Below are 26839 nucleotides of genomic sequence, written 5' to 3' on the forward strand. Positions count from 1 at the left end.
CTATTGATCCAAAGTTGGAGTAATGCACAAGCAGAACTTGAGTTTCTCTGGTGTACACATTTTTGTACAGTAAAAGATTAGAAAAGTACTATATAGGATATCTGTTAAATATCTTTTAGAAATAATACAATAAATTTAATCTACTGATTTTTAATTACTTATGATTTATTTTTTTAAATACAAAAAATGTAATAGTTTTTTTATTGCGTTGGATAGAAAATTTGACTAATAGTTTCTATATTTGCAAGTTCAAGAAAACCGCAAATTGCAAATGGCGTTCAGAAAAAACAAAAAGATCAACAACGATTTTACTTCAGTAACAGTGAGTTTAGCATCTCCAGAGTCAATCTTGGAGAGCTCACATGGTGAAGTAACTCAACCGGAAACCATCAACTACCGTACGTACAAGCCGGAGATGGGTGGTTTATTCTGTGAAAGAATTTTCGGTCCTGTAAAAGACTGGGAATGTCACTGTGGTAAATACAAGCGTATCCGTTATAAGGGTATTATTTGTGACCGCTGTGGTGTAGAAGTAACAGAGAAAAAGGTTCGTCGTGAGAGAATGGGTCATATCCAACTAGTTGTGCCAGTAGCACACATTTGGTACTTCCGTTCTTTACCGAACAAGATTGGTTACCTATTAGGTTTACCAACTAAGAAACTTGATCAAATCATATACTACGAGCGCTATGTAGTTATCCAAGAAGGTATTAAAGCTGCTGATGGTATCGCAAAAATGGACTTCCTTACTGAGGATGAGTACCTAGATATCATGGATAAACTTCCTAGCGAAAACAGACAATTAGAAGACGACCATCCAGATAAATTTATCGCTAAGATGGGTGCTGAAGCATTAGAAATGCTATTAGCTCGTACTCAATTGGATGATATGGCCGCAGCATTGCGTGACCAAGCTAATAATGATACTTCTCAACAACGTAAGGCGGAAGCTTTAAAGCGTCTTAGAGTAGTTGAGGCATTCAGAGATGCAAGAACAAGAATCGAAAACCGCCCAGAGTGGATGGTAATTCGTATGGTTCCTGTAATTCCACCAGAGTTACGTCCTTTAGTACCTCTAGATGGTGGCCGTTTCGCAACATCAGATCTTAACGATTTATACAGAAGAGTAATCATCCGTAACAATCGTCTGAAGCGTCTGATCGATATCAAAGCACCAGAAGTAATTTTACGTAACGAGAAGCGTATGCTTCAAGAAGCAGTTGATTCATTATTTGACAACTCTCGTAAAGTAAATGCAGTTCGTTCTGATGGTAACCGTCCATTGAAATCACTTTCAGATATGTTGAAAGGTAAGCAAGGTCGTTTCCGTCAAAACTTATTAGGTAAGCGTGTGGACTACTCAGGTCGTTCTGTAATTGTAGTAGGTCCAGAGCTTAAACTTCATGAGTGTGGTCTTCCTAAGAATATGGCAGCTGAATTATTCAAGCCGTTCATTATTCGTAAGTTGATCGAGCGTGGTATCGTAAAAACGGTAAAATCAGCGAAGAAAATCGTTGATCGTAAAGATCCAGTAGTTTGGGATATCCTAGAAAATGTATTGAAAGGACACCCAGTACTTCTAAACCGTGCCCCTACACTTCACAGATTGGGTATTCAAGCTTTCCAACCGAAATTAATCGAAGGTAAAGCAATCCAATTACACCCATTAGTAACAACAGCCTTTAACGCCGATTTCGATGGTGACCAGATGGCCGTTCACGTTCCTCTTGGACATGAAGCTGTATTAGAGGCATCTTTATTGATGTTAGCATCGCATAACATCCTTAACCCAGCCAATGGTAAGCCTATCGCCGTACCTTCTCAGGATATGGTATTAGGTCTATATTATATGACAAAAGGTCGTCGTACAACCGATACTGAAGTAGTAAAAGGTGAAGGTATGACGTTCTACTCTTCTGAAGAGGTGATCATTGCATTAAACGAAGGAACTATCTCTCGTCATGCTTGGGTCAATGTCAAAACAAAAGTATTGAATGACGAAACTAACGAACTTGAAGAAAAGTTTGTTGAGACTGTTGCTGGTCGTGTGTTATTCAACCAACACGTTCCTGAAGAAGTAGGTTTCGTAAACGAACTACTTTCTAAGAAAGCTTTACAGGTAATTATCGCGAAAGTGGTAGATATCGTAGGTATGGCACGTGCTGCACAATTCCTAGATGATATCAAGCATGAAGGTTTCCAAATGGCCTACAAAGGTGGTTTGTCATTCGGTCTTGATGAAATCATTATTCCAAAAGAGAAAGTAGACTTAATTGAAGAAGCGAAAGGTGAAGTAGATATCATCCGTAACAACTTCATGATGGGTCTTATTACTGATAACGAACGTTACAATCAAGTAATTGACGTTTGGACGAAAACAAACAACACGTTGACGTCTACAGTAATGACTCAAATGGAAGAGGATAACCAAGGATTCAACTCAATCTATATGATGATGCACTCAGGAGCTCGTGGTTCAAGAGAGCAGATTCGTCAGTTAGGTGGTATGAGGGGTCTAATGGCGAAACCTCAGAAGAACTTAGGTGGTGCTTCAGCAGCAAACATTATTGAGAACCCAATTCTTTCAAACTTTAAAGAAGGTCTTGACGTTCTTGAGTACTTTATCTCAACTCACGGTGCTCGTAAGGGTCTTGCCGATACAGCCTTGAAAACAGCCGATGCGGGTTACTTAACTCGTCGTTTGGTAGACGTTGCTCAAGATGTTGTAGTAACTGAGGTAGATTGTGGTACTCTTCGTGGATTGACTGTAACAGCATTAAAAGAAAACGACGAAATTAAGGAAGCATTAGCAGATAGAATTGAAGGTCGTACTTCTCTAAATGATGTTGAGCATCCAGAAACTGGTGAAATCATTGTTCCTGCAACGGGTTCAATTACTCCAGAAATTGCTCAGGCTATCGAAGAAGCGGGTATCGAAGAAGTAGAGGTACGTTCAGTACTTACTTGTGAAACTCGTAAAGGTGTTTGTGAGAAATGTTACGGTAAAAACCTTGCAACTGGCGGTGTAGCTGGAAAAGGTGAATCTGTAGGTGTAATCGCAGCACAATCAATTGGTGAGCCAGGTACACAGCTTACTTTACGTACGTTCCACGTCGGTGGTGTGGCATCAAACATTGCGATTGATGCATCATTAAAGTCGAAGAAAGCAGGTAAAGTAACATTTGAGGAAATGCGTTCTGTAAAATCGAAAGATGCGAACGGAGATCCTAAAGATGTAGTAATGGCCCGTACTGCCGAATTGAATGTAATCGACGAAGAAGGTAAAGTAGCTTTCAACGCTCACGTTCAATATGGTTCATATCTTCATGTTAAAGAAGGAGATATGGTTGAGGAAGGTGATGTAATCTCTAACTGGGATCCATTCAACGCCGTAATCCTTGCTCAGTACGATGGTGTTACTGAATTCGAATCAATCGAAAGAGATATTACTTACCGAGTAGAAACAGACGAAATGACTGGCTACGAGGAGAAAGTAATTATTGATACTAAGGACAAGACGAAAAACCCAATTATCCACATCGCTGGTGATAAAGGGGAAACAGTAGCGTCCAACCTTCCAACAGACGCTCGTCTGATTGTTGAAGATGGTCAGAAAGTAAAAGCAGGTGACATTCTAGTGAAGATTCCTCGTTCAGCAGGTAAATCACGAGATATTACTGGTGGTCTTCCACGTGTGACGGAATTATTCGAAGCGCGTAACCCATCATCTCCAGCTGTAGTTTCTGAGATCGACGGTATTGTTACTTATGGTGCGGTAAAACGTGCAAACCGTGAGTTATTCGTAGAGTCACGTGACGGTGTGAAGCGTCGTTACATGGTGAACTTGTCGAAACATATTTTAGTGCAAGAGAATGACTATGTGAGAGCGGGTATGCCACTTTCAGATGGTGCAATTACTCCTGCAGACATCTTGAAAATTAAAGGTCCTACTGCAGTTCAGGAGTACCTAGTAAATGAGATTCAAGATGTATACCGTTTACAAGGTGTAAAGATCAACGATAAGCATATCGAGGTGATCGTTCGCCAAATGATGCAAAAAGTAGTTATCGAAGATAACGGTGATACTACATTCTTGCCAGGTCAAGTAGTAGAGAAATTTACTTTCCGTGAAGAAAACGACAAGGTGTTAGCCATGAAGATCGTTACTGATGCGGGTGATTCTGCAAGATTCAAAGCGGGTGCTTTAATCACATTCAGAGAAATGAGAGATGAGAACTCGAACTTGAAGCGTAGAGACTTGAAAGAAATGAAGGTTCGTGATGCACAGCCAGCTATTTCAAGACCAACGTTACAAGGTATTACTCAAGCGTCATTGGATACGAAATCGTTTATTTCAGCTGCCTCTTTCCAAGAGACAACTAAAGTGTTAAGTGAAGCTTCTATTAGAGGTAAGCGTGACGAATTAGTAGGCTTGAAAGAAAACGTAATTGTAGGACACTTGATCCCTGCTGGTACAGGTCTTCGTGATTATGATTCAATCCGCGTAGGTTCTAAAGAAGAATACGAAGCGTTAATTGATTCTAGAGAAAGACATACTATGCACTCAGGTCTTTAATATTTGCAAGCGGTTTTAAAAAAAAAGCCCCTCCCGAAAGGTGAGGGGCTTTTTTTATGTTAATTGTATTATTCTAATATATCATATAATGATCTAGTTGTAAGGTTATTCTTGATATATCAAATTGTGATGATTGCTATCTCAGAGATAGCCGAGTTATTAACTTTTGTTTTGTATAATTCTAAACGATGTTTTACACCCTTGTTTGAATTATAACTGAATGATCATTTTTGTAAAGTTGCATTTTGAGTAGGTAAATAAAAGTAAATAAAATAAGTGTATTTTTGAAACTTTTACAAAAATACCCTATGTTGATTATTATCATTGTAAAAAATTCATATTTTTATTGTATATTTGCTAAACTATGAATGGAAAACATATCAAATGTTTTAATTATTCATTACAACAAACAGACTAACATAAAAGGTGGGGCAAGTTGCTCCGTTCTATTAGATATTACTATTTAAAATCGCATCGGTATGCTATTTGGAATTTTAAGAGAAAATGATCACCGTGTGTCCGTTACTCCAGAATTAGCTAAAAAGTTTATTTCTGAAGGTCACGAGGTGTGTTTTGAAATTGGAGCTGGGACTACAGCTTATTTTAATGACAGTTCATATACTGCTGTTGGAGCAACTGAAAAATCTAGAGAGGATATTTTAAAGACTGCAAATGTTTTAATCACTCTTGATCCTATTTCTAAAGAAGAAGTAGAGCTATTGAGTGAAGGAACGTTTTTGTTCTCTTCTTTCGAGCCTTTTCAAGACGCATCAATCTGTGAATTGTACGCTACTAAAGGAATCTCAGCATTTAGCTTTGATATGATTCCTAGAACTACTATTGCTCAATCTATGGATGTATTATCATCTATGGCTTCAATTGCTGGTTATAAAGCGGTGTTGAAAGCAACAGAATTGCTTCCTCGTTATATGCCAATGCTTTCTACTGCGGCAGGCACTGTACCTCCTTCAAAAGTATTGATTTTAGGTGCTGGTGTTGCAGGTTTACAAGCAATTGCAACTGCTAAACGTTTAGGTGCTCAAGTAGAGGCTTTTGATACTCGTGCTGCATCTAAAGAAGAAGTACAATCATTGGGTGCGAAGTTTGTTGAAGTAGCGGGAGCTAATGATGATACAAATGCTGGTGGTTATGCTGTAGAGCAATCAGAAGAATATAAAAAGAAACAAGCAGAATTAATTAATCAGAAAATTGAAAAAGCTGATGTTGTTATTACTACTGCTCAGTTAAGAGGTAGACCTGCTCCAACACTGATTTCGGAAGAAGCAGTGAAAAGCATGAAACCTGGTTCAGTAATCGTTGATATCGCATCTTCTACAGGTGGTAACTGTGCCTTAACAGAAGACGCTAAGGTGGTGAAGAAACACGATGTATTTATCGTTGGTAACTCAAACCTAGCAGCAGATATCAGTGAGCAAGCTTCAGTACTATTCAGTAAGAACGTTCAGAATTACTTTAAATTAATGTTGACAAAAGAAGGTTTCAACTTTGATTTTAGTGATGAGATTATTCTTCAAAGCTGTATAGTATACAAAGGTGAAGTGATTTATGGTAATGAGGCAAAGCAACAAGCTTTAGTTCCTGCCCCTCAAGTTGAAGAAACGGCAGAAGCTTAATCATTACTACTGAACAAACAAAAAACACAAACAATGGAACAATTAATTCAATTTTTAGATGATAATACTCTAGCAATGTTATCATTGTTAGTACTTGCTTCATTCTTAGGAATGGAGATTATTGGAAAAGTACCTACCGTTTTGCATACTCCTCTTATGTCGGGTGCAAACGCAATTTCAGGTGTAGTTGTTATCGGTGCAATTATTCTAATTCGTAAGGCATCAGCGGATGATTACCTAACTCTTTCATTAGGTTTTATCGGTATTGCATTAGCTATGATCAACGTAGTTGGTGGTTTTGCTGTAACGAACAGAATGCTTGACATGTTCAAGAAAAAAGACCGTAAAGCTTAAGTTAAACTCTAAAATCTGAAATTAAAAAACAATGGAGTATTCTAATATCATCGACTTATTATACTTAGTAAGTATAGTCGTTTTCATTATAGGATTAAAAGGTCTGTCTCACCCGGAATCAGCTCGTAAAGGTAACTTAGTCGCTGCTTTAGGTATGGGTATGGCTATCGTAATATCTTTATTTGCCCCTCAAGCTTCAGGAGATAATAACTATCTGTGGATTTTAGGAGCAATGTTAGTAGGTGGTGGTATCGGTATGGTATCAGCAAAGAAAGTAGCCATGACAAAAATGCCAGAGATGGTATCTTTATTCAATGGTTTAGGTGGTGCTTGTGCCATGTTAATTGGTATTGCTGAATTCAACAACTTACCTGCTGGTACTGAAATGATGAGTGGTGCTGTTTTAACAAACATCTTTGCGATGTTTGTAGGTGCTGTTTCGTTAACAGGTTCATTAGTAGCTTATGGTAAATTGAATGGTTCTTTAAGAGATAACTTCTCGTTACCTGCTCCTCAATTAATCAACATTGCTTCTTTAATTGGTGTATTCGTTTTGGCTGGTATGATCATGACTCAACCAGAATTGAACATGCCTTTAGTATATGCTTTATTAGGGTTATCATTATTCTATGGTATTGCTTTCGTAACGCCAATTGGTGGAGGAGATATGCCAGTAGTTATTTCATTACTAAATTCAGTAACTGGTATTGGAGCAACTGGTGCGGGTCTTATCTACAGTAACAATATTATGATCATTGGTGGTATCCTTGTAGGTGCATCAGGTATTATTCTTACTGTGATGATGTGTGAAGCTATGAACCGTTCATTAGTTAACGTATTAGTAGGTAACTTAGGTGCATCAGGTGGTGGATCTGGATCATCTCGTGAAGAGATTGTAAAAGAAGTAAATGTATCGGATTTAGCGATCCAATTAAAATATGCAGACAGAGTATGTATCGTTCCTGGTTACGGTTTAGCTGTAGCTCAAGCACAACATATTTGTCATGAAATTGAATCAGTATTAGAAGAGGAAGGTGTTGAAGTAAGATATGCAATTCACCCAGTAGCAGGTCGTATGCCAGGTCATATGAACGTATTATTGGCAGAGTCGGATGTATCTTATGACAAGTTATTAGAACTTGAGCCTGCAAACGATGCATTCCCTTCAACTGATGTTGTTTTAGTAATTGGTGCAAATGACGTTGTTAACCCATCTGCAAAAGATGATACTTCGTCTCCAATCTACGGTATGCCGATCTTAGACGTTGAGACTGCTAAAAATGTAGTAGTATTTAAGCGTGGTATGAGTACAGGTTATGCTGGTGTTCAGAACCCATTATTCTTTGGGGATAGAACAAAAATGTTATTCGGTGATGCTAAAGCTTCATTGAATAAATTAAAAGATGAAATTGCAAATGCTTAACCAAGCAGATGAAATAAATTAAGTGTGAAGCCCTGTACCTAATACGTACAGGGCTTTCTTTTTATATTAATTTTGTGATTGATCCATTTCAACTTGTGTTTCTACTTGAGCGATAAAGTCTAATAGATTCTCCCCTTTCTCTAAATTCAGTTTCTTTCTTAATCTATATCTAGACGTTTCAACGCCTCTAACAGATAAGTTAAGTGCATTGGCGATGTCTTTTGTTGACATATTCATCTTGATGTAAGCACAAATCTTAAGTTCTTGTGTACTTAATTGTGGATAGTTTTCTTTAAAATATTCAAAGAAATCTGAGTGTATCAGGTTGAAGTGATCTTTGAATCTAGCCCAATCTTTTTCATCATCAATTTCTTTCGATATTCTAACAGCAAGATGGTGTAATTCTTTAGATGTACGAACATCTTCTGCAGAAGTGGATACTTTAATCAAGTCTGTTTTTATAGAAGTAAGCAATGCATTTCTTTGTGATAAATGAAAAGCAGAGAGTGCTAGTTCTTTATTTTTAAAGTCAATTTCTTGGTGGTGCTTTTCATCCAAAAGCTTTTTAATGGTACCATCTTGATCTTCAATTTGCTGTTCTTTTTGACCTAGTATACTTAACCATTTTTTACTATATCTCTTTTTAGAAATTCTTGTGATTAAGAATACAAATCCAGCAGTAAGTATAAGATAAATAAGATAGGCAAAACTAGTTCTGTACCAAGGTGCCAAAATGGTAAATTTGACTTTCTGCATTTTACTCACCTCACCATAAATATTTTTTGAAGTTACCTGAAAAGTATATTCTCCCTCTTTTAAGTTGGTATAGGATATATTAGGCTGTGTATTCCAAGGTTTAGGCAGTTTATCAAAACCTTCTAGAAAAGTTTGGTATGAATTGTATTCCAGTCCATCAAAGAAAGGTGTAGCATAGGAAAAACTAATATCGTTATTGGCATAGTTGATTTTAATATCAGCTCCTTCATTGAGTTCGTTTTTGTAATCAATACCATTACTACTACTAAATTGAGTAATACTCAAAGGTATATTATTATGAACTACTTGTTTAAAGCGCGGATTGTAACGGATAAAACCTTCTTTGGCAGTAATAAGTACATTGGAAGGGTCAATAACAATAATGCTTTCAAGGTCATCTGAAATGTATTTATTGATCCTCTCGAATAGTTGACGCTCTACGTAAGGACTGTTGGATTTTGGAGAATAAACTGCTCCTACTTTATTATTTTGAATGAAGTAAAGGTTTCCTTCTTCATCGTTTGTAAGACTAGAAACTCTTTCCGTTCCTAATAGCTTTGTATATAACTCATGGATGATAAACCTATCACTCTTTTGATCGTAGGTATATACACCATTTTCACCACAGAAAATCAGTTCATTATTTACGGTAAAGAGGTTAATCAAAACATTGGAGTAAAAACCTTTTTCTTTACCATAAAAATCAGCTTTTGTGATCTGATTTGTCGAATAATCAATCTTTAGACGAAAAACACCCTTGAAGCCATGACTCATCCAAATGGTATTGTAGTTATCTACTTTTATTAATCGGCAAGACTCATTAAAACCTTTTAGTTTTTGTGTATTCCATTGGCCATTTTTAAATCGATGAATTAACAACCCGTCATAAGCTCCTTGTAAATAGGCATCTTTTTCTGGAATATATATGGCATTCCATGCTCCCTTATTGGAAGTGACAATATCATTTTTAGTGTCTTTTAGTGCGTATAAACCTTCATGTTGACCTTGGAATAAATAGCCATTACTTACTGTTAAATTATAGGTGTGTCCTATATTTATTTTATTATAATTTGGTTCAAGAAAAGGGCCTTTAGGATCATATTTAAATACTCCATTTGATGTGCCTAGGTAGAGTGTATTTTGAAAAAATGAAGCAGCATATCCACCACCATCGATACCAATTTGCTCATTGATTAATGAAAAAGGAGAATGAATCTCAATATATGATAGACCATTACGGTGTGCTAACCATAGGTTTTCTGTTTGATCTTGGAAAATTTGGTATACTGACATATCAGAGAGCCCATTTTTCTTATTGATATGCAGCTGAACTTTACCTTCTTCGTCTAAGATGTATACCCCATCATTTTGGGTTGCAATCGCTAGAGAATTATCCTTTAACAATAAAGCAGAGTTTATTTTAGCATCTTTAAAAGTATCCCAAGTGTCTGTTGCCCAAGGTTCAAAACCATCACCAGAATTCATTAATAGTTTACCATCATGAGATAATGCTAACAACAAGCCATTGGGAAAATTGATAATGGACCGAACCATATGACCTTTAAGTAATTTTGTGCCTTTATATTGGGGTAAGATTCTTTTATTATTCCAATTTAGTAACCCAATTTCAGGGCTACTGGAAATAAAATCTCCATTGATATAAAAGGTGTAAAAAATATTTTGAGGAGGGGTGATACTCGTAATCTTTGAGCCATCAAACCTAAAGACTTTTCGGTGTGAACAAAAGATGATTTCATTATCATTACGTCCAGAATATATGTTCCATATTTCGTCAAACTCTTCTTTACTATCAATTAGTGGAAGTAGTGATACATACTTCAGTTCATGTTTTGTGTTTCTTTCGAAGTACCCAAATTCATGCTGTCCTCCGACATATATTCTTTTATTAATAGCTAGTACAGACTTTAAATTGTTATTCCCTTTATTCATGGTAAAGGTATTCCAGTTCACTCCATTAAATTCTAAGAGGCCAAAGTTGTTAGCGATATAAATAAAACCATCTTCGTTTTGTGAGATGCCCCAGTTCTGAGAACCAGCACCATACTCAGATGCAGAATATCTATTAACTATAGGAATACCGTAATGCTCATTGGATGAAAATGCAGTGAGAAAATTAAATAATAATAGAAGTAAAATGTATAACCTAGTGATCATAATGTAACTGTTTTCGTCGTCAAGAATAGCCTTAAAAAGTATTATTGGTCTTTGTTTAATTAGTGTAAGATGTACGTTAGCAATATCAATATTTTATTTTAGAATGTCTTACGCCAAGTGTGAATCAAGGTACTTCAAAACTACGTCAACCTTCGAAAAACACTACTTCTTCCTTGTTTTTGTGTGTTTTTGATACACTTAAAGCTGTATACTCGAATTGTGAACATGAAAGAAGTGAGTTGATTGAGATTAAAGTATTGGTCTCAGTTTATCTTAAAAGACACTAACATTATTAAGTCGAGTACTATGAAAAATAAGAATATCATGTATCCTATTATGGTTGCTTCTATTGTAGCGATAGGAGGTTTCCTTTTAGGGTTTGATGGGGTAGTAAATTCAGGGGCTATTCCTTTTTATAAACACACCTTTGATATAGCAGAAACTCCTTTATTAATAGGTATCTCTAGTAGTATGATTATCCTCGGTGGTTTTTTAGGAAACTTGATGGCGGGATTTATTAGTGATAAATACGGGAGAAAGAAAAGCCTTTTACTAACCTCATTATTGTTTAGTGTTGGAGCATTAGGAACTGCTTTAGCTACCGATATCTATTTCTTTATATTGTGCAAATTTATAGCAGGTTTAGGAGTTGGTGTAGCCATTTTGGTAGCTCCAATGTATATATCAGAAATAGCTCCTCCTAAACAGAGAGGATGGTTGGTCACCTTTAATCAATTGAATATTGTCTTAGGTTTATCTATCGCTTACTTCTCTAACTATTATATATTACAAATGATAGAAGATCCTGATCTGAATTGGAGATGGATGTTAGGTGTAGGAGCTATTCCTGCTTTGGTATATATGTTATTGTTATTAATAATACCTGAAAGTCCAAGGTGGCTCATTCAGCAATCAAGTCATGATGAAGCAAAGGCGGTATTGTCTAAGATTGGAGGAGAAGATTATGCACAAAAAGAATTCGAACAAATAAAAGCAGCTTTAGACAAATCAGGGAAGAAACAATTAGATAGTAAAGCATTAAGAAAAGAACTTTTTAGTAAAAAGCTCAGGTTAGTAATGATGATTGGTGTTGGACTGGCAGTTTTTCAACAAGTATCAGGTATTAATGCAATTCTATATTATGCTCCTATGATTTTTGAAATGACAGGTGAGGGGCAGGATGCAGCATTTATGCAGTCTATTATTATTGGTTTAGTATTCGTAGTAATGACTGTATTATCAATGTTTTTGATAGATAGATTAGGTAGAAGACCATTATTAATTATTGGTTCTACGATAATGAGTTTTTCTTTGTTTATGACAAGTTATTACTTCTCTGAAGCTACTTACAGCTTAGATGCGAGGAATATTGATAACATAAAGTCAGGTTTATCTCATCAAATTGTAATGGAAAAAGCGAAAGTTGAAGATCCTTCTTTTGAAGGTTTTGATCATTATCAATGGATAGAAGGAGAATTAGTCCTTACGAAAGATGGAAAAACGGTAAAGAAATTAAGTACAAACATTGATCAAACATTGGGAGAATTGACGCAAGTGGAAATTCTAACAGCTGCAATGAATACTTTAAAGGGGCAAGAGTTTAGTTCCGAAATTGCTTTTTTCGATGAAATAAAGGTGAATATGAAAACTCTTTTCTTTAATGAAACAATCAATGAAATGAGTAATTCTGCATCTTCTCCATTCTTTAGTCAGGCAAGAAAAGACATATTGAAAGGAAAGGATTATAAGGAAGCATTTAATTCAGCAATCAATAAGGTATTCTCAAGAGATTATCAATCGCCTATTTTAAATGCAAGTATTCATATTAATGCTTTATGGGTATTACTTGGGATTTTAGGGTTTATCTCTGGTTTTTCAATTTCTGTAGGGCCCGTTATGTGGGCGATGCTACCAGAGATCTTACCGAATAAATTAAGAGGAATAGGTATTTCAATTATTGGAGGTGTAAACTCAGCAACAAGCTTCTTGGTAGCAACCATGTTCCCGTTAGAACTAGAACTATTAGGTGCTTCTACCACTTTTATGATATTTGGTTTTGGAATGATTGCCTGTTTACTATTCTCTTCTTTGATCGTAAAAGAAACAAAAGGCAAATCATTAGAAGAAATCGAAAAAGAGCTAATTGGTGAGCAAATAAGTTCATCATCTGATGAGGTGGAAGGCATTACTCCAATGGCACATTAATAAATTATTATGACAAATATTATACAAAACCCTATCTTGAAAGGGTTTAACCCTGACCCTTCGATTGTAAGGGTCGGGGATGATTACTTTATAGCTACATCAACATTTGAGTGGTATCCTGGTGTTCAGATTCATCATTCGAAGGATTTAAAAAATTGGAAACTGATAGGTCATCCTTTGAAAAGCTTATCCCAATTGGATTTAAGAGGTGTTCCGGATTCATGTGGTGTTTGGGCTCCATGTTTATCTTATGATAAAGGAACATTTTATTTGGTGTATTCTAATGTGAAAAACTTTGAAGGACCATGGAAAGATACCCCAAATTATGTGGTAACGACTAATAATATTTTTGGGGAGTGGAGTGAGCCGTCATTCCTTACTTCTTGCGGTTTTGATGGTTCATTATTTCATGATGATGATGGTAAAAAGTATTTTTTAAGTATGATCGTTGATCATAGAGGAGGAAAATTCTTTGGAGGAATCGTAATTCAAGAATATGATGTAGAAAGCAAACAATTAGTAGGTGAAATGCATCATATCTATGAAGGTTCTGAGTTGGGTTTAACCGAAGGGCCGCATATAATTAAGAAAGATGGCTATTATTATCTAATTACTGCAGAAGGAGGAACGGAATATGATCATGCTGTCAGTATAGCTCGATCAAAGGAGCTATTTGGGACTTACGAGACGGCTCCTAATAATCCATTAGTATCAGCAAAAGATTTTCCAGATAATGCACTTCAGAAATCAGGTCATGGTGATCTATTCCAAGCGGAAAATGGAGAATGGTATTGTGTCTTTCTTACAGGGCGACCGTTAACAAAACGAGGAAAGTGTACACTGGGAAGAGAAACATCCATAGAGAAAATCATTTGGGAAAAGGGAGAATGGCCGAGAACATTCTCAGGGTCTAAAGCGCCTAGGTTGGAAGTAGAAGGTATTGGAAAGAATTACACATTTTCAAATGAAGATCCTTTCCAAGAAAATTTTGCAAATGAAAAGCTATCACCACACTTCGCGTCACTACGCGAACCTTTTGATAAGTCTTGGATAAACATTGAAAACGGTGAGTTAGTGATAAAAGGGAGAAGCTCTCTATCATCATATCATACACAAAGTATGGTGGCGAGAAGAGTACAATCTCATGCTGTAGAAACAGCAGTGAAATTAAATTACTCTCCTGAGAACTTTCAGCAAATGGCAGGGTTAGTCTGTTATTATAATACTCAGCATTTTCATTATTTATATCTTACTTCTCATGATAATGGAAAGACAAAACAATTACAGATTATTTCTGCGAATAGATTTCAATACGACGAAGTGGATGTGAAGGAAACATCTTTTCCAATTGATCAGACGGTTTATTTAAAAGTAAAATTTGAAAGAGAGAACATTCAGTTTTACTATTCTCTGAACGATAAAGATTTTATTGAGTTTGGACCAATGCTAAATGGTTCCATTCTTTCTGATGATTATATACAATACGATGGGACTGGTAGATACCGTCCTGCTTTCACTGGATCATTTATAGGAATGACTTGTCAAGACTTATCTGGACAGCTAAAAGAAGCTGCTTTTGGTTACTTCCATTATAAGGAGTATCAAGAAAAGTTAGAAACAAGTACAGAAGAAACTCATTGAGTTACTGAATCAAGTAATTTTAATAATTAATCGTAGAAAGGCGGTGCATTTTGTACCGTTTTTTTTATTTCTAATGGTAAATGAAGTGTTTTTCTACATTCTATTCTCTTTTGAGAGAATACGGGTACATTTTGAAGTACTTCATTACTGCATTTATGGTCTAATAGACATGTTATCAGTGATTTTTGAGTTGATTGACGAGTTTGTAATAACAAATAATCCAAAGATTTTTTAAGAGTATTATCTATAAAGTCTCTTAAAATATTGAAAAAACATGCCCTGTGAGTGAAATAAAAGGATTGAAGTGTTCTTTTTACACATGTAGTATAGTTGAGTAGTGCTTGAAGTAGTCGTGAAGTAGTGCATTTTTTGAATCTCAAGTATAAATATTCCTTAATTGCATTAGCGAAATGAAAAACTTGTCTTTAAGATTTCACTACTAACTCTCTCAATTTTTTATGAGATGAAATTGTCCTTCTTACTTCACATGTTACTCTTAAAGATTAACGACGCAAATGAATTATACTATGAATAATTTACAAATGAAGAAACCTTTCTCTTTTCTGTCTAAGCTCTATTTTCTGAGTTTACTTTTTGGTCTTTTGGCAATCTCTGCCGAAGCACAGGAGAGAGTAATCAAAGGTACAGTTAAAGATTATAATGGTTCGGTACCTGGGGTTAACGTTACAATTTTAGGTACATCACAAGGTACAGTTACTGACTTTGATGGTAATTTTAAAATTACTGCAAATGAAGGAGATGTTTTAAGCATTACTTTTGTTGGATACAAACAACAATCAATCACAATAGGTACTCAAACATTTATTGACGTTGTTCTTGAAGAAGACGTAAAACAAATGGAAGAGGTAGTTGTAATTGGTTATGGTACGCAAAGCAAAAAAGATGTTACAGGTTCTGTTGCTTCTGTTGATAACGAAGCATTAGCAATAGCCGTAGAACCAAGTGCTGAAATGGCCATGCAAGGTAAAGTAGCTGGTGTTACTGTATCGCAAAGCTCGGGTTCACCAGGTTCTGCATCGACGATTACAATTAGAGGTCAAGGTACTATTGGTGATGCAACACCTTTATATGTTGTTGATGGTATTTTAACAACAGATATTTCTTTCTTAAACCCAGCTGATATCGAAAAGATGGATGTATTGAAAGATGCATCAGCAACTGCAATCTATGGTTCAAGAGGAGCAAATGGTGTAATCATTATTACGACTAAAAAAGGTAAAGAAGGAAAAGTAAACATTTCTTTCGATGCTTATGCAGGTGTACAGGAAGTGGCAAAAAGAATTCCTTTAACAAACCAATACGAATTAGCTTTTTTAATTAATGAAGCAAGTATCAATGATGGAAGAGGTGAAAGATATTCTTTCGATGAATTACAAGCTTTTAAACAAAGTCCTGGTACAGATTGGCAAGATGAAGTATTTAGTAAGCCTTCGGAAGCAGCTATCCAAAACTACCAGTTTACTGCTTCAGGTGGTAATGCTAAATCACAGTTCTTGATGAGTTTTAACTACTTTGATCAAAAAGGTATTATTGCTCCTTCAGCTTACAATAGACTTTCAGGTAGAGTAAATGTTAAATCTCAAGTATCAGATATCTTTGCAGTAGGCTCTAACATTGTAATTACCCGTTCAGATCAAGAAGTAATTCCTCAAAATAATGAGTATGAAGATCCAATCATGCACATGTTGAGTATGGATCCAATGGCCACTGTTTATGCTCCTGAAAATGACGAAGGAAAAGTATACGGTGCGTCTAATATCTCAGACCAGTTTACAAACCCAGTAGGTAGATTAGCATTAAACAACGATAATATTATTGTAGATCGTTACCTAGCCAACTTCTTTGCAGAGTTAGAACCAATCAGAGGTTTAACTTTCAAGACAATGTTTGGTATGGACAGAGTTTACCTTGAAAGAAAAACATTCAACCCTAAGTTTGAAGATACTAATAACCTTAAGCTTTCTAGAGAATCTGGAAACTTGTTTATTGGTCAGGAGAAACATTTCTCTTACACTTGGGATAATACAGTAACGTTTAAAAGAAATTGGAATAATAAGCATGATTTAACTTTACTAGGAGGTTTCTCATTATATAATGAGTATCATGAATTCTTTAATGGTGGTAAGAGCGGTTTACCAAATGCTGAATACTTAAGATTTTTAGATGCAGGTGTTGACCAAGAGTCAGATAATGCACCAAGAAACTTTGCGCAAGATGCAGGTATAATGTCTTACTTAGGTCGTGTGATGTATGGTTATGATGACCGTTATTTATTAACTGCTTCATTCCGTATGGATGGATCTTCAAGATTAACTGAAGAAAACCGTTGGGGAGTATTCCCATCGTTCGCATTGGCTTGGAAAGTTTCTAATGAAGACTTCATGAGCGGTGTGGATTTTGTGAAAGATCTTAAGCTTAGAGGTGGTTGGGGACAAGTTGCCAACGATAAAATGCCAAACAACTTAGGTTTCTACCCTACGATTTCTACAATCTCAAATGGTTTAAGATACCCAACAGGAACTGGTGCTATTGCAGATGGAGCATCACTTACTACTGGTCCAACAACAAACCTTATTTGGGAAACTTCAGAACAGTTGAATGTAGGTCTTGATGCATCATTCTTTAATAGTAGATTATCAACTTCGGTAGATTTCTACAATAAGAAAACATTAGATATGCTTTTCCAAGCTGATATCTTAGGTTCATCTGGTTTTACTGAAAATCCTTGGACAAACGGTGCTTCAGTGCAAAACACAGGTGTTGAATTGGTATTAGGTTGGTCTGATGAGACAAAGAGCGGATTCTCTTATAGCCTTACAGGTAACTACTCATACAATAAAAATGAAGTATTAAGTACAGGAGCTAAGACACCATTCTACACTGCACCATTCTTTGGTAAAGATGTACTAATTACGACGGAAGGTCATTCGATTGGATCTATCTATGGTTACGAAACTGCAGGTGTTTACCAAAAAGAACCAACAGGAGCAGTATTGAATCCAAATGTAAAAGCAGGTGATTTAATCTATGTTGATGCCAACGAAGACGGAAGCATTACTCCTGATGATAGAAAAATTCTTGGTAATACTATTCCAGTATATACTTACGGTTTAACAACAAACCTAGGTTATAAAGGATTTGATTTAGTAATCTTCTTACAAGGTATGGGTGGTCACCAAATTTTCAATGGTATCAAGTACAACTCAAATGCTCCGAATACAAACTATATGAAACTGACATATGATAACCGTTGGAATGGTCCTGGTTCGACAAATGAGCATCCAAGAGTTACAGGTACAGCAAACAACAAGTTGTATTCAGACTATTATGTAGAAGATGGTGATTTCTTAAGATTAAGAAACTTACAATTAGGTTATACGATCCCAAGAGAAATCACACAGAAAATTGGTGTGAACAAGTTTAGAGTATACATCGCAGGTCAAAACTTATTTACACTAACGAAGTATACAGGTTTCGATCCAGAAATTGGTCAAAACTTATCAACTGCTCAAAGTGCTATCGACTTTAGTATTGATAGAGGTAACTATCCAGTTCCAAGAATCTATACAGCAGGTGTAAACATTAGCTTCTAATCTGAACGAATAAACATGAGAAATCTATATAAAATATTAATAGCAAGTACGCTTATTGGTTTTACTTCTACAGGGTGTTCTAACTTCCTTGATAGAGAACCATTAGCGAGAGAAACAACGGAAACTTTTGTATCTGATCCAGATAACTTAGAGTTGATGGTCATTGCAGGTTATGATCCAATTCAGTGGAGATTTGATGGTGTTCAGTTCTACAACTATTTCATCTTTGGTGATATCGCTTCAGATGATGCTGATAAAGGCGGTTTATCTGAAACAGACTTAGACTATATGACACTAGTTCAGAAATTCCAATGGAACCCCGCTGAACCATTATTCGAATCTGTTTGGAAACGTCACTTTGCAGGTGTATTCAGAGCAAATACAGTACTTTCAAATATTGAGGTAGCAAAGTCAATTGTTGATGAGTCAGTTTACAACCAAATTAGAGGTGAAGGTCTGTTCTTAAGAGGATGGCACTATTTCCAGTTAACAAAAATGTTTGGTGGTGTACCTTTATTTACTTCTTTAGAAGATTATGAAAACCTGAATACAACAGGAAGATCTACTGAAAGTGAAGTATACGATGTCATTCTTCAAGACTTTAAAGAAGCCGGTACTTTACTGAAACTGAAAAGTCAATATGATGAGAACTACCTTGGAAGAGCGACTTCTGGTATGGCGAAATCATATTTTGCAAAAGCGGCTCTTTACTCTAAAGATGAAAGTACTTATGAAGAGGCTTACAACTTAGCAAAAGAGGTAATCGGAACAGGAGAGTATGCATTATTGGAAGATTACACTCAAATTTGGCGCTTAGAGGAAGAAAATGGTTCTGAATCTATTTTCGAAATCCAATACGAACCATCAAACTTCAACAACTGGAGTAGAGAAGGTGAAGGTGCTGGTGAAAATATGATGCAATCTCCAAGAGCTGGTGGTAATTCGGGTAACGATTCTGCAATTGGAGAAGGATGGGGCTTTAACCTACCTACTGCTGCATTAGAGCAAGCATTTAGAGATGCAGGTGATGATATTCGTAGAGAGCAGACAATTATCTATGATGGTGAAGAAGTATATGAAGGTGAGCCAAGAATTAGAGTAGCTCAACCTGGAGACAATGACAGTGATTGGTACAATACAACTGGTTTTGCTCCTCAGAAGTACTTCTTACCTCAAAGAGAACTTACAGCTGGTTTTGGTGATAATAGATATAATGGTCATTCAAACTATAGAATGTTTAGATATGCTGATCTATTATTATTCGCTTCAGAATTGGCTTTAGAAACAGGAAAAGGAGATGCTGCAACTTACTTAAATGAAGTAAGAGCAAGAGTAGGCCTTGATGCTATTGCTGCTCCAACATTACAGGATGTTTATAATGAACGTCGTTTAGAGTTGGCATTAGAAGGTCACCGTTTCTTTGATCAAGTAAGAACAGGGCAAATTACAACTGAACTGGCTAATGAAGGTTATGTTCAGGGAGTACACGAGAAGTTCCCAATTCCACAATCAGAAATCGATCTTACGGATGGTTTGATTGTAGGGAACCCTAGTAATTAATAGTATATAACTCCCCGTTAGTCGAAATGTGAAATTCTTATTTTCCTAACGGGGTCGATATAAACTACTTCTTTCATTCGATGGTAATTTTTTACCATGCTGGCACCATACTGCCTAAACTTTTTACATGGGCATATAGAATGCTCAAGAAATCATTAAACTTTGAATTGAAATGAAAAAATTAAACTTCGTTAATTGGCTTATTTTAGGGATCATTGCTTTCGCATTTGGCGCTTGTGATGATAATGAAACAACAGTAACAGGTCCAACAGGAACGTTAACTTACACTCAAGCTGAAGGTGCAGACTATGAAGTAACTTTTACTATAGAGAATCCTGTAGATGTTCTATCTTACTCTTTTGATTTTGGTGATGGTTCAACTGCAAATTCAGGTGAAACTTCAGTAACACATACATATGTTGAAACTGGTGATTTCGATGTTGTTGTAACATTAAATAGTGCATCTGATCAAGCACAATTAAAAACTACAGTAACTGTAACTACAATCGATGTTTCAGGAATCTGTAATAGCGAATACTATACATTACTAACAGGTGGTTGTGTTAATGATGGTCCAGGTGAAGGTAAAACATGGAAGTTATCAAATGCATATGGTTCACATGGTGTAGGTCCAGCAGATGGAGAAGAAGCAGTTTGGTGGAACTCTGAGTATGACCACTGGAATGGTAATAACGGTGAAGGTTTTGCAATGCCTGAAACTATGGAATCTCGTTTTACATTTGGTGTAGTGCCAAATACAATGGCTGTTAGTGCAACGCATCAAATTAATAACTGGCAAACAGATGGTGAAGCAACACCTTTCCATGACTACCAAGCTACTTATGGTGGTGAAAGCTCATATGGTTACTCAATCACTGAGGAAGAAGGAAAAATGTACTTAAATATTGCAAATGGTGGTTACATGGCGTACTATCAAGAAGTTGATGGAGCTACACCTACTAAGTATGAGATTGTTACTTTAACTGAAACTGAATTATATGTTAGATACTTAAACGTATTAAACTATAATGATGGAGAAGATAAAAACTACAGATACTTACGTTATGTTCAAGAAGATGTAGTTGAAGAAGCTCCAGAGGAAGTTGTAAAAGACCTTGAGTACAGAGCAATTTCTGCTTCATTCAATGGAACTATGGATGCTACTGTTGGTGATGAAACTATTGCATTTATCAACGAAGCTGATATTGTAACTGCATTTGTTGCTGACCCTACTGATGACGGTGTTCAAGTTTTATCTTATACTAAAAATGGTACTGTAGATGATGTTCAAGTAACATTAAACCACAGAATGGATCTATCTACAAATAACACATTCAAGTTAAAAGTTTACTTCCCATCTTCTAATGATTATGAAACTGTTGATGATTCTGCTGAAGATTGGACAGATTCTGAAGGTAAACTAGCTTCTATGGTGAACTTGAAGTTATATGATACTAAAATGGGAGGTAATGCTTGGCATACTGAGGCTACTGTACGAGTTTCTGATGATACTAGAGACGAGTGGGTAGAATTAGAATTCTCATATGATGGATTAGAAGTAACGAACAGAAATGACCAATCTGTAGTTTGGGAAGATGCTGCAGAGTCAGATACTTATGATAAAATCATTATCCAAATTGGTGGTGAAGGACATAAACGTTCAGGTACTTTCTACATTAAAGATTTCGAATTAGTTGAAAATGCTGTAAACTAATTTAAAAGTTGAAATAGATTATTTTCATCCCCCTTCTTTATTGAAGGGGGATTTTTTAAAAGGTGATATCATGAGAAAAGGAATCCTATTTTTGATTTGTTTTTTCTCCTTACAATGGACTATAGGACAAACAAGAAATTCATGTCTTTCTGGTCTCGCTAAATTTGCACCTGTAGACGGAAAACGTCTACTTATTATGGGGCAAGATTTAGGAGCTGTAGGAGGATTAGATCAATATACTGATGGTTATGTTGATCATTTTAGTCAGATGCCTGCAGGAATTACAACGTATACTTCATTACCCTCATTGGGTGGTTTGTATAGTGTAGTGAATTATGGAGCAGGGGATGTTTCAGGGGAAGTTTACTTAGACGATGCTACTTTTGATAGTACTGCATTAGTAATAGGTCTTTACTTGGTCGATCAAGAAAAGCGTATCGTTGACGGAGATTTAGATGATAAAATTAGAACAATGGCGAATTGGATTAAAAATACCAATCGACCAGTATTTCTAAGAATAGGTTATGAGTTTGATGGTGAACATAACCATTATAGTGTGACATACTTCAAAAATATGTGGAGAAGAATCGTAGATATATTTGATGAAGAGTCAGTAGCAAACTGCGATTTTGTATGGCAATCGGATGGAGTTCACTCTACTTCGACAATGCAAAGATATTACCCTGGAAGTGAATATGTAGATTGGTTTGCTTTCTCATATTTTCAGAAAAATGCAGGGAATGATTTAATACGACTAGCAAAAACATATGAGAAGCCTGTAATGATCGCCGAGGCTACACCAAGAGGATATGACTTGAAAACAGTTAATGGTGATCAATTATGGAATTCATGGTTTCAACCACTTATTCAATTAATGGATGATAACCCAATTATTAAAGGTTTAGCCTATATCAATACAGATTGGGATAGCCAACAGATGTGGAAAGGTGAAGGTTGGGGAGATACAAGAATCGAAGTGAATGAGGCATTGACACAACATTGGGAGAATGAATTGCAAAAAGAAAACTGGGTATACGGAAACTCAGAATTATTTGAGACGATAGGTTACCCTTTCGCTGATATTTCTTCAGATTGTTTTCCACCAAAGGATATTGTGAATGCTACGGATGATACTCCTTATCAATGGGGGTATGTTTGTAATAATGAACCGAATAACTTAAAAGTCAATCTTAAAGATTTTTCTAAAGTAAAGAGAATAAACTTATTAGATGCTACATCAGGTAAAGTAATGAAAGAATTATTTCACCCCGAACAAAATGTATTGAACATTATCGCATCTAAAGGAGTGTATATATTAAGTGTTGAAGACTTTAACGGACAGATCAATAGAATTAAAGTCTTAGTGTGTAATTAACAAAACAACAGTTGATAATCTGGTTTTTGATAAGTGTTAGTCATCCCGTAATAATTACAGGATGACTTTTTTATTTCTAGTTTATTCCATCGCATCTGTTACTAAAAAGGGAACATTGGCAGTGCCAACTTTACCTTTCTGATCAAATACATAGACAAACAAACGATACTCCCCTTCTTCTTTAGGAAGTTGAATACTGATTTTATTTTGTTGATTTTCGATAAACGTTATTGGGTATACTTCAGGTTTTTGTTCAAAAGCTCCACCCTGACTTTTTACTTTTACTTCACCTAATAACTCCCATTTATATACTAATTCATCACCTTCGTGGTCGTAAGTTTCTACTTCAACTTGAAGTGTGTTTAACTGATGAGAGACAGTGATATTATCCGTCGCGATATTATTATTGATTGTCATTTTATTGACCTCAGGAGCTCTGTTTTCAGGATATTCTCCACTCCAATAATAGGTTAACTCATCTACTCTGGCATCACATTCTCCGCTGGATAAAAACATACCATACCAAGTTGGAGTACGCTCTTGTTTATTTCCCCATAAAAAGGCAAAGCTTCCTAACAATAGCTCTGGTTTTTGGTTGATATAAGCAGTTTTAATCCTATTTCTGAGACCTTTGGCTTTCTCAGTAGATGTTTCTTCAATTTCTCGTCCCCATTTTGTTGTAGGCCTTTCCCAATGTCCTAAAGGCCCATATTCAGAAATAATGAACGGAATAGAAAGATTCAGTCTTTTGGTGGCTAGTGGTAAATTAGATAGATCACCATACACTTGAAAAGAAATGAAATCCAAAGAAGGAGTACGTTCTAAACCAACTTTAATATGATCAGATATAATCCCCGCAAAAGTAGTAGTAACAGGATGAATACTATCTACACTGTGAATGTATTGAACTATATCTTCTAAGGCATTATAGACTTTAGGATTAACAGTACCTAAAGTTCCATCTTCTTTGAATAGTAAGTTCAATTCATTGCCAACTACCCAACACAGCAGCTGTTTTTCATCTTTATACTTTAATACTTTCTCCTTTATTTCATTAAACTGTTGTGCAATAGCAGTGCTATCATTATAGTCGAAACCATGTAATTCCTGGCCGACTTCGATACCCAAAGCAACTTTTAGGTTGTATTTATCAGCAGAATCGAATTCGACATCGGCAGTGGTAGACCTCCAAGTTCTAAATGCATTACCACCCGCATTTTTCAATGCCTGAAAATATTGAGGACCATTATTGTCAATACCTGCACCTTTTATAAAGAATTGATCTCCATAAAATAATTTTAATCGTGGATTATCCTGTTGAGCAAATAATTGTGATTGAAAGAGAAAGCTCAAAAGAATACAATAGTTGAATAATTTCATTGTAAAAAGTTTATATCGGTGCTCACAGAAATATTATTAATGATAATAATAAAAGCTCACACTTGTAGAACATGTGTGAGCAGTGTGAGATAAAAAGTGAAAATAATTAGATACGTTCTTCTACTACTTCAGATGTAGAGAATTTATAACGCATATTACGATATACAGCGATATCAGTAATGTCTTCAGGTGTCCCCTCTGGCATTGCTCTAAAATTTGTAGATACTCTATAAGTACCTGTAATTGGTAAAACCCTGTGCCAGCAATGCCCATGAAGAAGTACTACTGTTCCTTTTTTTGGTTTAAGAACAATCTGGTTTTCTATTACTTCATCAGGTACGCCAGCAGAGATTTCTCCGTATTTATGAGTACCAGGGACAACTAATGTTTGTCCTCCAATTTCATCAGTGATATCATGAGTATAAACCAGACGGTTTAGATTGTATTGTGCTTTATTCTCTGGAGGACAGTCTTGATGCCATGCTTGGCCCTTGGTTCCTTTTTTCGAGAACATGATCATACAGTATAATTCATTCCAGTCATCCCCAAGAATTTCTTTTGTAAGGTTAACCATCAAAGGGTCATCATTTACTTCTCTAAATGCCATTTCTCCTTCTCTTTCAGGAAACCAAGGAACCACCTCAGTAGCAGACTTATCTAAAAACTCATCGTTATGTTCAAAGTTGGGATCCATTCCAAAATGAGTAATGATTTTGTTATTTAACTGGTCCATTAGTTCAGCGGCAAAGTATTCCTCAATAACTACATATCCGTTGGCCCAGAATTGCTCTGCTAATTTTTTTACATCCATAATAAGTATTGTTTAAGTTTCTAATGAAATTATTAAGGACACAACCAAAAGTTGTCTTTCATTAGTTGGTGAATAGATTGATTGAATAGTTAGCGAAATGAAAAACTTTGAATACAAAGTAGTAGTATTACTTGAAAGAAATAGCCGTTTAGAGTGTATAGAGCTTAATTGACGTATCCATGAAGTAGCACCTAGAAAACTTGCAGTATCAATACACTAAACAAAAATGAAGAACTTTGAAGTATCGAAATGAAAGAAGTTATTTGACTTATCTCTTCAACAATTAGAAAAGGTATTATGGGTTGGTCACCCTCATGGAATAAATAGTAAGAAAATGTTGAGAACAGTTTTTATAGGGGCTGTTTCTTTATTAATAGGACTAACTGGGTGTGTCGAGCAGCAAGAAAATCCATCTATTAGAGAAGCATCAATAACCCCACCGTTATTGTCAAATAGTATTAATAAAAAAGGAGAGAGACCATTAGCCAAGTTTGAGCCTGAAGATGGAAAAGTTTTGGTCTTCATTGGACAGGAGTTGACAGCTATTGGAGGTTTGGAAAAATATAATGATGGTTATCTAGATCATTTTGAAAAAAGACCGGCAGGGTTTACTTCATACACTTTCCTAACACCCGGAGATACAACATTTGGGTTTGTACATAAAGGGTTAGACGGTATTGAAACTACTGATGATTGGGGAGACAATGATTATAATATGAGTCTTCAATTAAGCGATCCAGATTATGCCAATATGGCATTAGCAATTGGTTTAGGAATGGTTAACCATGAAGGTAAGATTGCTAATGGTGAGCATGATGAAATGGTCAAAGAGTTAGGGAATTACTTGAAATCATTAGCTCCAAGACCCGTTTTTCTGAGAATTGGCTATGAGTTTGATGGTCATCCTTGGAACCATTACAACAAGAAAGAGTATTTAAAGGCATATCGTAGAATAAAGGATACTCTAGATGGACAAGGTGTAACAAATGTTGCTTATGTATGGCAATCAACAGGCTTTGTCTCTACCCCAGATCAATTAGAAGAATGGTATCCTGGTGATGAATATGTGGATTGGTGTGCTTTTTCATTCTTTTCTCGATGGAGAGAGCAGGAGATGGTAGAATTTGCAAGGAAAAAAGGCAAGCCTGTATTTATTGCAGAAGCATCACCAACGGTTTCTGGTCCGAACATGAAGTTTGATAATGAAACTTTACCAATGGACTTTAATAATCAACATGATGTAGAATTAGCTTGGGATAAATGGTTTATTCCTTTCTTTAAGACCATTGATGAAAACCCTGATGTGATTAAAGCTTTTTCATATATCAACTGTAACTGGAAAGAACATAGAATGTGGTTTGAAAACCCAACATTTAAAGGAATAGATGCAAGATTACAAATCAATGAAGGTTTGAAAAAAAGATGGATAGACGAAATGGAAAAAGATAAATATTTAATGTCGTCACCAACACTATACACGGATTTATAATTATAGAGACTATAAGTACCTATCATTCATTCTAGACAAACAAACTTAATTAAAAACGAGTCACTCATTTTGAGTGACTTTTTTTTATGTCTTCTCGTTTTATAAACTATCGTTTTTATCATTATAAACTTG

14 protein-coding genes are annotated in these 26839 nt (G+C 35.7%); 11 read left to right on the forward strand and 3 right to left on the reverse strand.

All coding sequences use genetic code 11. The features are described from left to right. Positions 1–271: 271 nt before the first annotated feature. From rpoC to HGP29_RS26680, 4 genes are all read left to right on the forward strand, one after another. Positions 272–4576 carry a DNA-directed RNA polymerase subunit beta' gene (gene rpoC, locus HGP29_RS26665; RefSeq protein ID WP_168885526.1) on the forward strand — a complete coding sequence of 1435 codons (4305 nt, stop codon included), beginning with the start codon at positions 272–274 and terminating at the stop codon, positions 4574–4576. 479 nt (positions 4577–5055) lie between these two features. After that, positions 5056–6210 (forward strand): NAD(P) transhydrogenase subunit alpha, encoded by a 1155-nt coding sequence (locus tag HGP29_RS26670; RefSeq protein WP_168885527.1) that lies wholly within the window; start codon positions 5056–5058, stop codon positions 6208–6210. A 33-nt stretch (positions 6211–6243) separates the two neighbouring features. Next, the gene (locus HGP29_RS26675) at positions 6244–6564 is read left to right on the forward strand and encodes an NAD(P) transhydrogenase subunit alpha (protein WP_168885528.1); all 321 of its coding nucleotides are present in this window, start codon (positions 6244–6246) and stop codon (positions 6562–6564) included. Between the two features lie 31 nt (positions 6565–6595). Beyond that, a complete protein-coding gene (locus HGP29_RS26680; RefSeq protein ID WP_168885529.1) occupies positions 6596–7987 on the forward strand; it encodes an NAD(P)(+) transhydrogenase (Re/Si-specific) subunit beta in 1392 nt (463 codons plus the stop codon). A gap of 66 nt (positions 7988–8053) precedes the next feature. Here HGP29_RS26680 and HGP29_RS26685 read toward each other — a convergent pair whose 3' ends face one another. Then, a complete protein-coding gene (locus HGP29_RS26685; protein WP_168885530.1) occupies positions 8054–10918 on the reverse strand; it encodes a LuxR C-terminal-related transcriptional regulator in 2865 nt (954 codons plus the stop codon). Positions 10919–11224: 306 nt separating this feature from the next. On the opposite strand from HGP29_RS26685, the gene HGP29_RS26690 reads away from it, so the two are divergent. The 6 genes from HGP29_RS26690 (at position 11225) to HGP29_RS26715 (ending at position 23027) form a co-directional block, all read left to right on the forward strand. Next, complete coding sequence (locus HGP29_RS26690; protein ID WP_168885531.1) at positions 11225–13123, forward strand: sugar porter family MFS transporter; 1899 nt, start codon at positions 11225–11227, stop codon at positions 13121–13123. A 9-nt stretch (positions 13124–13132) separates the two neighbouring features. Next, entirely contained in the window at positions 13133–14764 is a 1632-nt protein-coding gene (locus tag HGP29_RS26695) for a glycoside hydrolase family 43 protein (protein ID WP_168885532.1), read from the forward strand. 527 nt (positions 14765–15291) lie between these two features. Beyond that, a complete protein-coding gene (locus HGP29_RS26700; RefSeq protein WP_168885533.1) occupies positions 15292–18378 on the forward strand; it encodes a SusC/RagA family TonB-linked outer membrane protein in 3087 nt (1028 codons plus the stop codon). 15 nt (positions 18379–18393) lie between these two features. Then, the gene (locus tag HGP29_RS26705; protein WP_168885534.1) at positions 18394–19938 is read left to right on the forward strand and encodes a RagB/SusD family nutrient uptake outer membrane protein; all 1545 of its coding nucleotides are present in this window, start codon (positions 18394–18396) and stop codon (positions 19936–19938) included. Positions 19939–20110: 172 nt separating this feature from the next. After that, on the forward strand, positions 20111–21652 hold the full coding sequence (locus tag HGP29_RS26710; protein ID WP_168885535.1) for a PKD domain-containing protein: 1542 nt from the start codon (positions 20111–20113) through the stop codon (positions 21650–21652). A 70-nt stretch (positions 21653–21722) separates the two neighbouring features. Continuing rightward, positions 21723–23027, forward strand: a complete 1305-nt coding sequence (locus tag HGP29_RS26715) for a glycosyl hydrolase (protein WP_168885536.1) — start codon at positions 21723–21725, stop codon at positions 23025–23027. 81 nt (positions 23028–23108) lie between these two features. On the opposite strand, the gene HGP29_RS26720 is transcribed toward HGP29_RS26715, so the two are convergent. Then, positions 23109–24407 (reverse strand): glycoside hydrolase 5 family protein, encoded by a 1299-nt coding sequence (locus HGP29_RS26720; protein ID WP_168885537.1) that lies wholly within the window; start codon positions 24405–24407, stop codon positions 23109–23111. A 106-nt stretch (positions 24408–24513) separates the two neighbouring features. Then, positions 24514–25218: a phytanoyl-CoA dioxygenase family protein gene (locus HGP29_RS26725; RefSeq protein WP_168885538.1), complete on the reverse strand. Its 705-nt coding sequence runs from the start codon at positions 25216–25218 to the stop codon at positions 24514–24516. Between the two features lie 334 nt (positions 25219–25552). On the opposite strand from HGP29_RS26725, the gene HGP29_RS26730 reads away from it, so the two are divergent. Then, positions 25553–26707: a glycoside hydrolase family 26 protein gene (locus HGP29_RS26730; RefSeq protein ID WP_168885539.1), complete on the forward strand. Its 1155-nt coding sequence runs from the start codon at positions 25553–25555 to the stop codon at positions 26705–26707. Positions 26708–26839: the final 132 nt, after the last annotated feature.

This window comes from Flammeovirga agarivorans, from assembly GCF_012641475.1.
GTDB classification, from domain to species: Bacteria; Bacteroidota; Bacteroidia; order Cytophagales; family Flammeovirgaceae; genus Flammeovirga; species Flammeovirga agarivorans.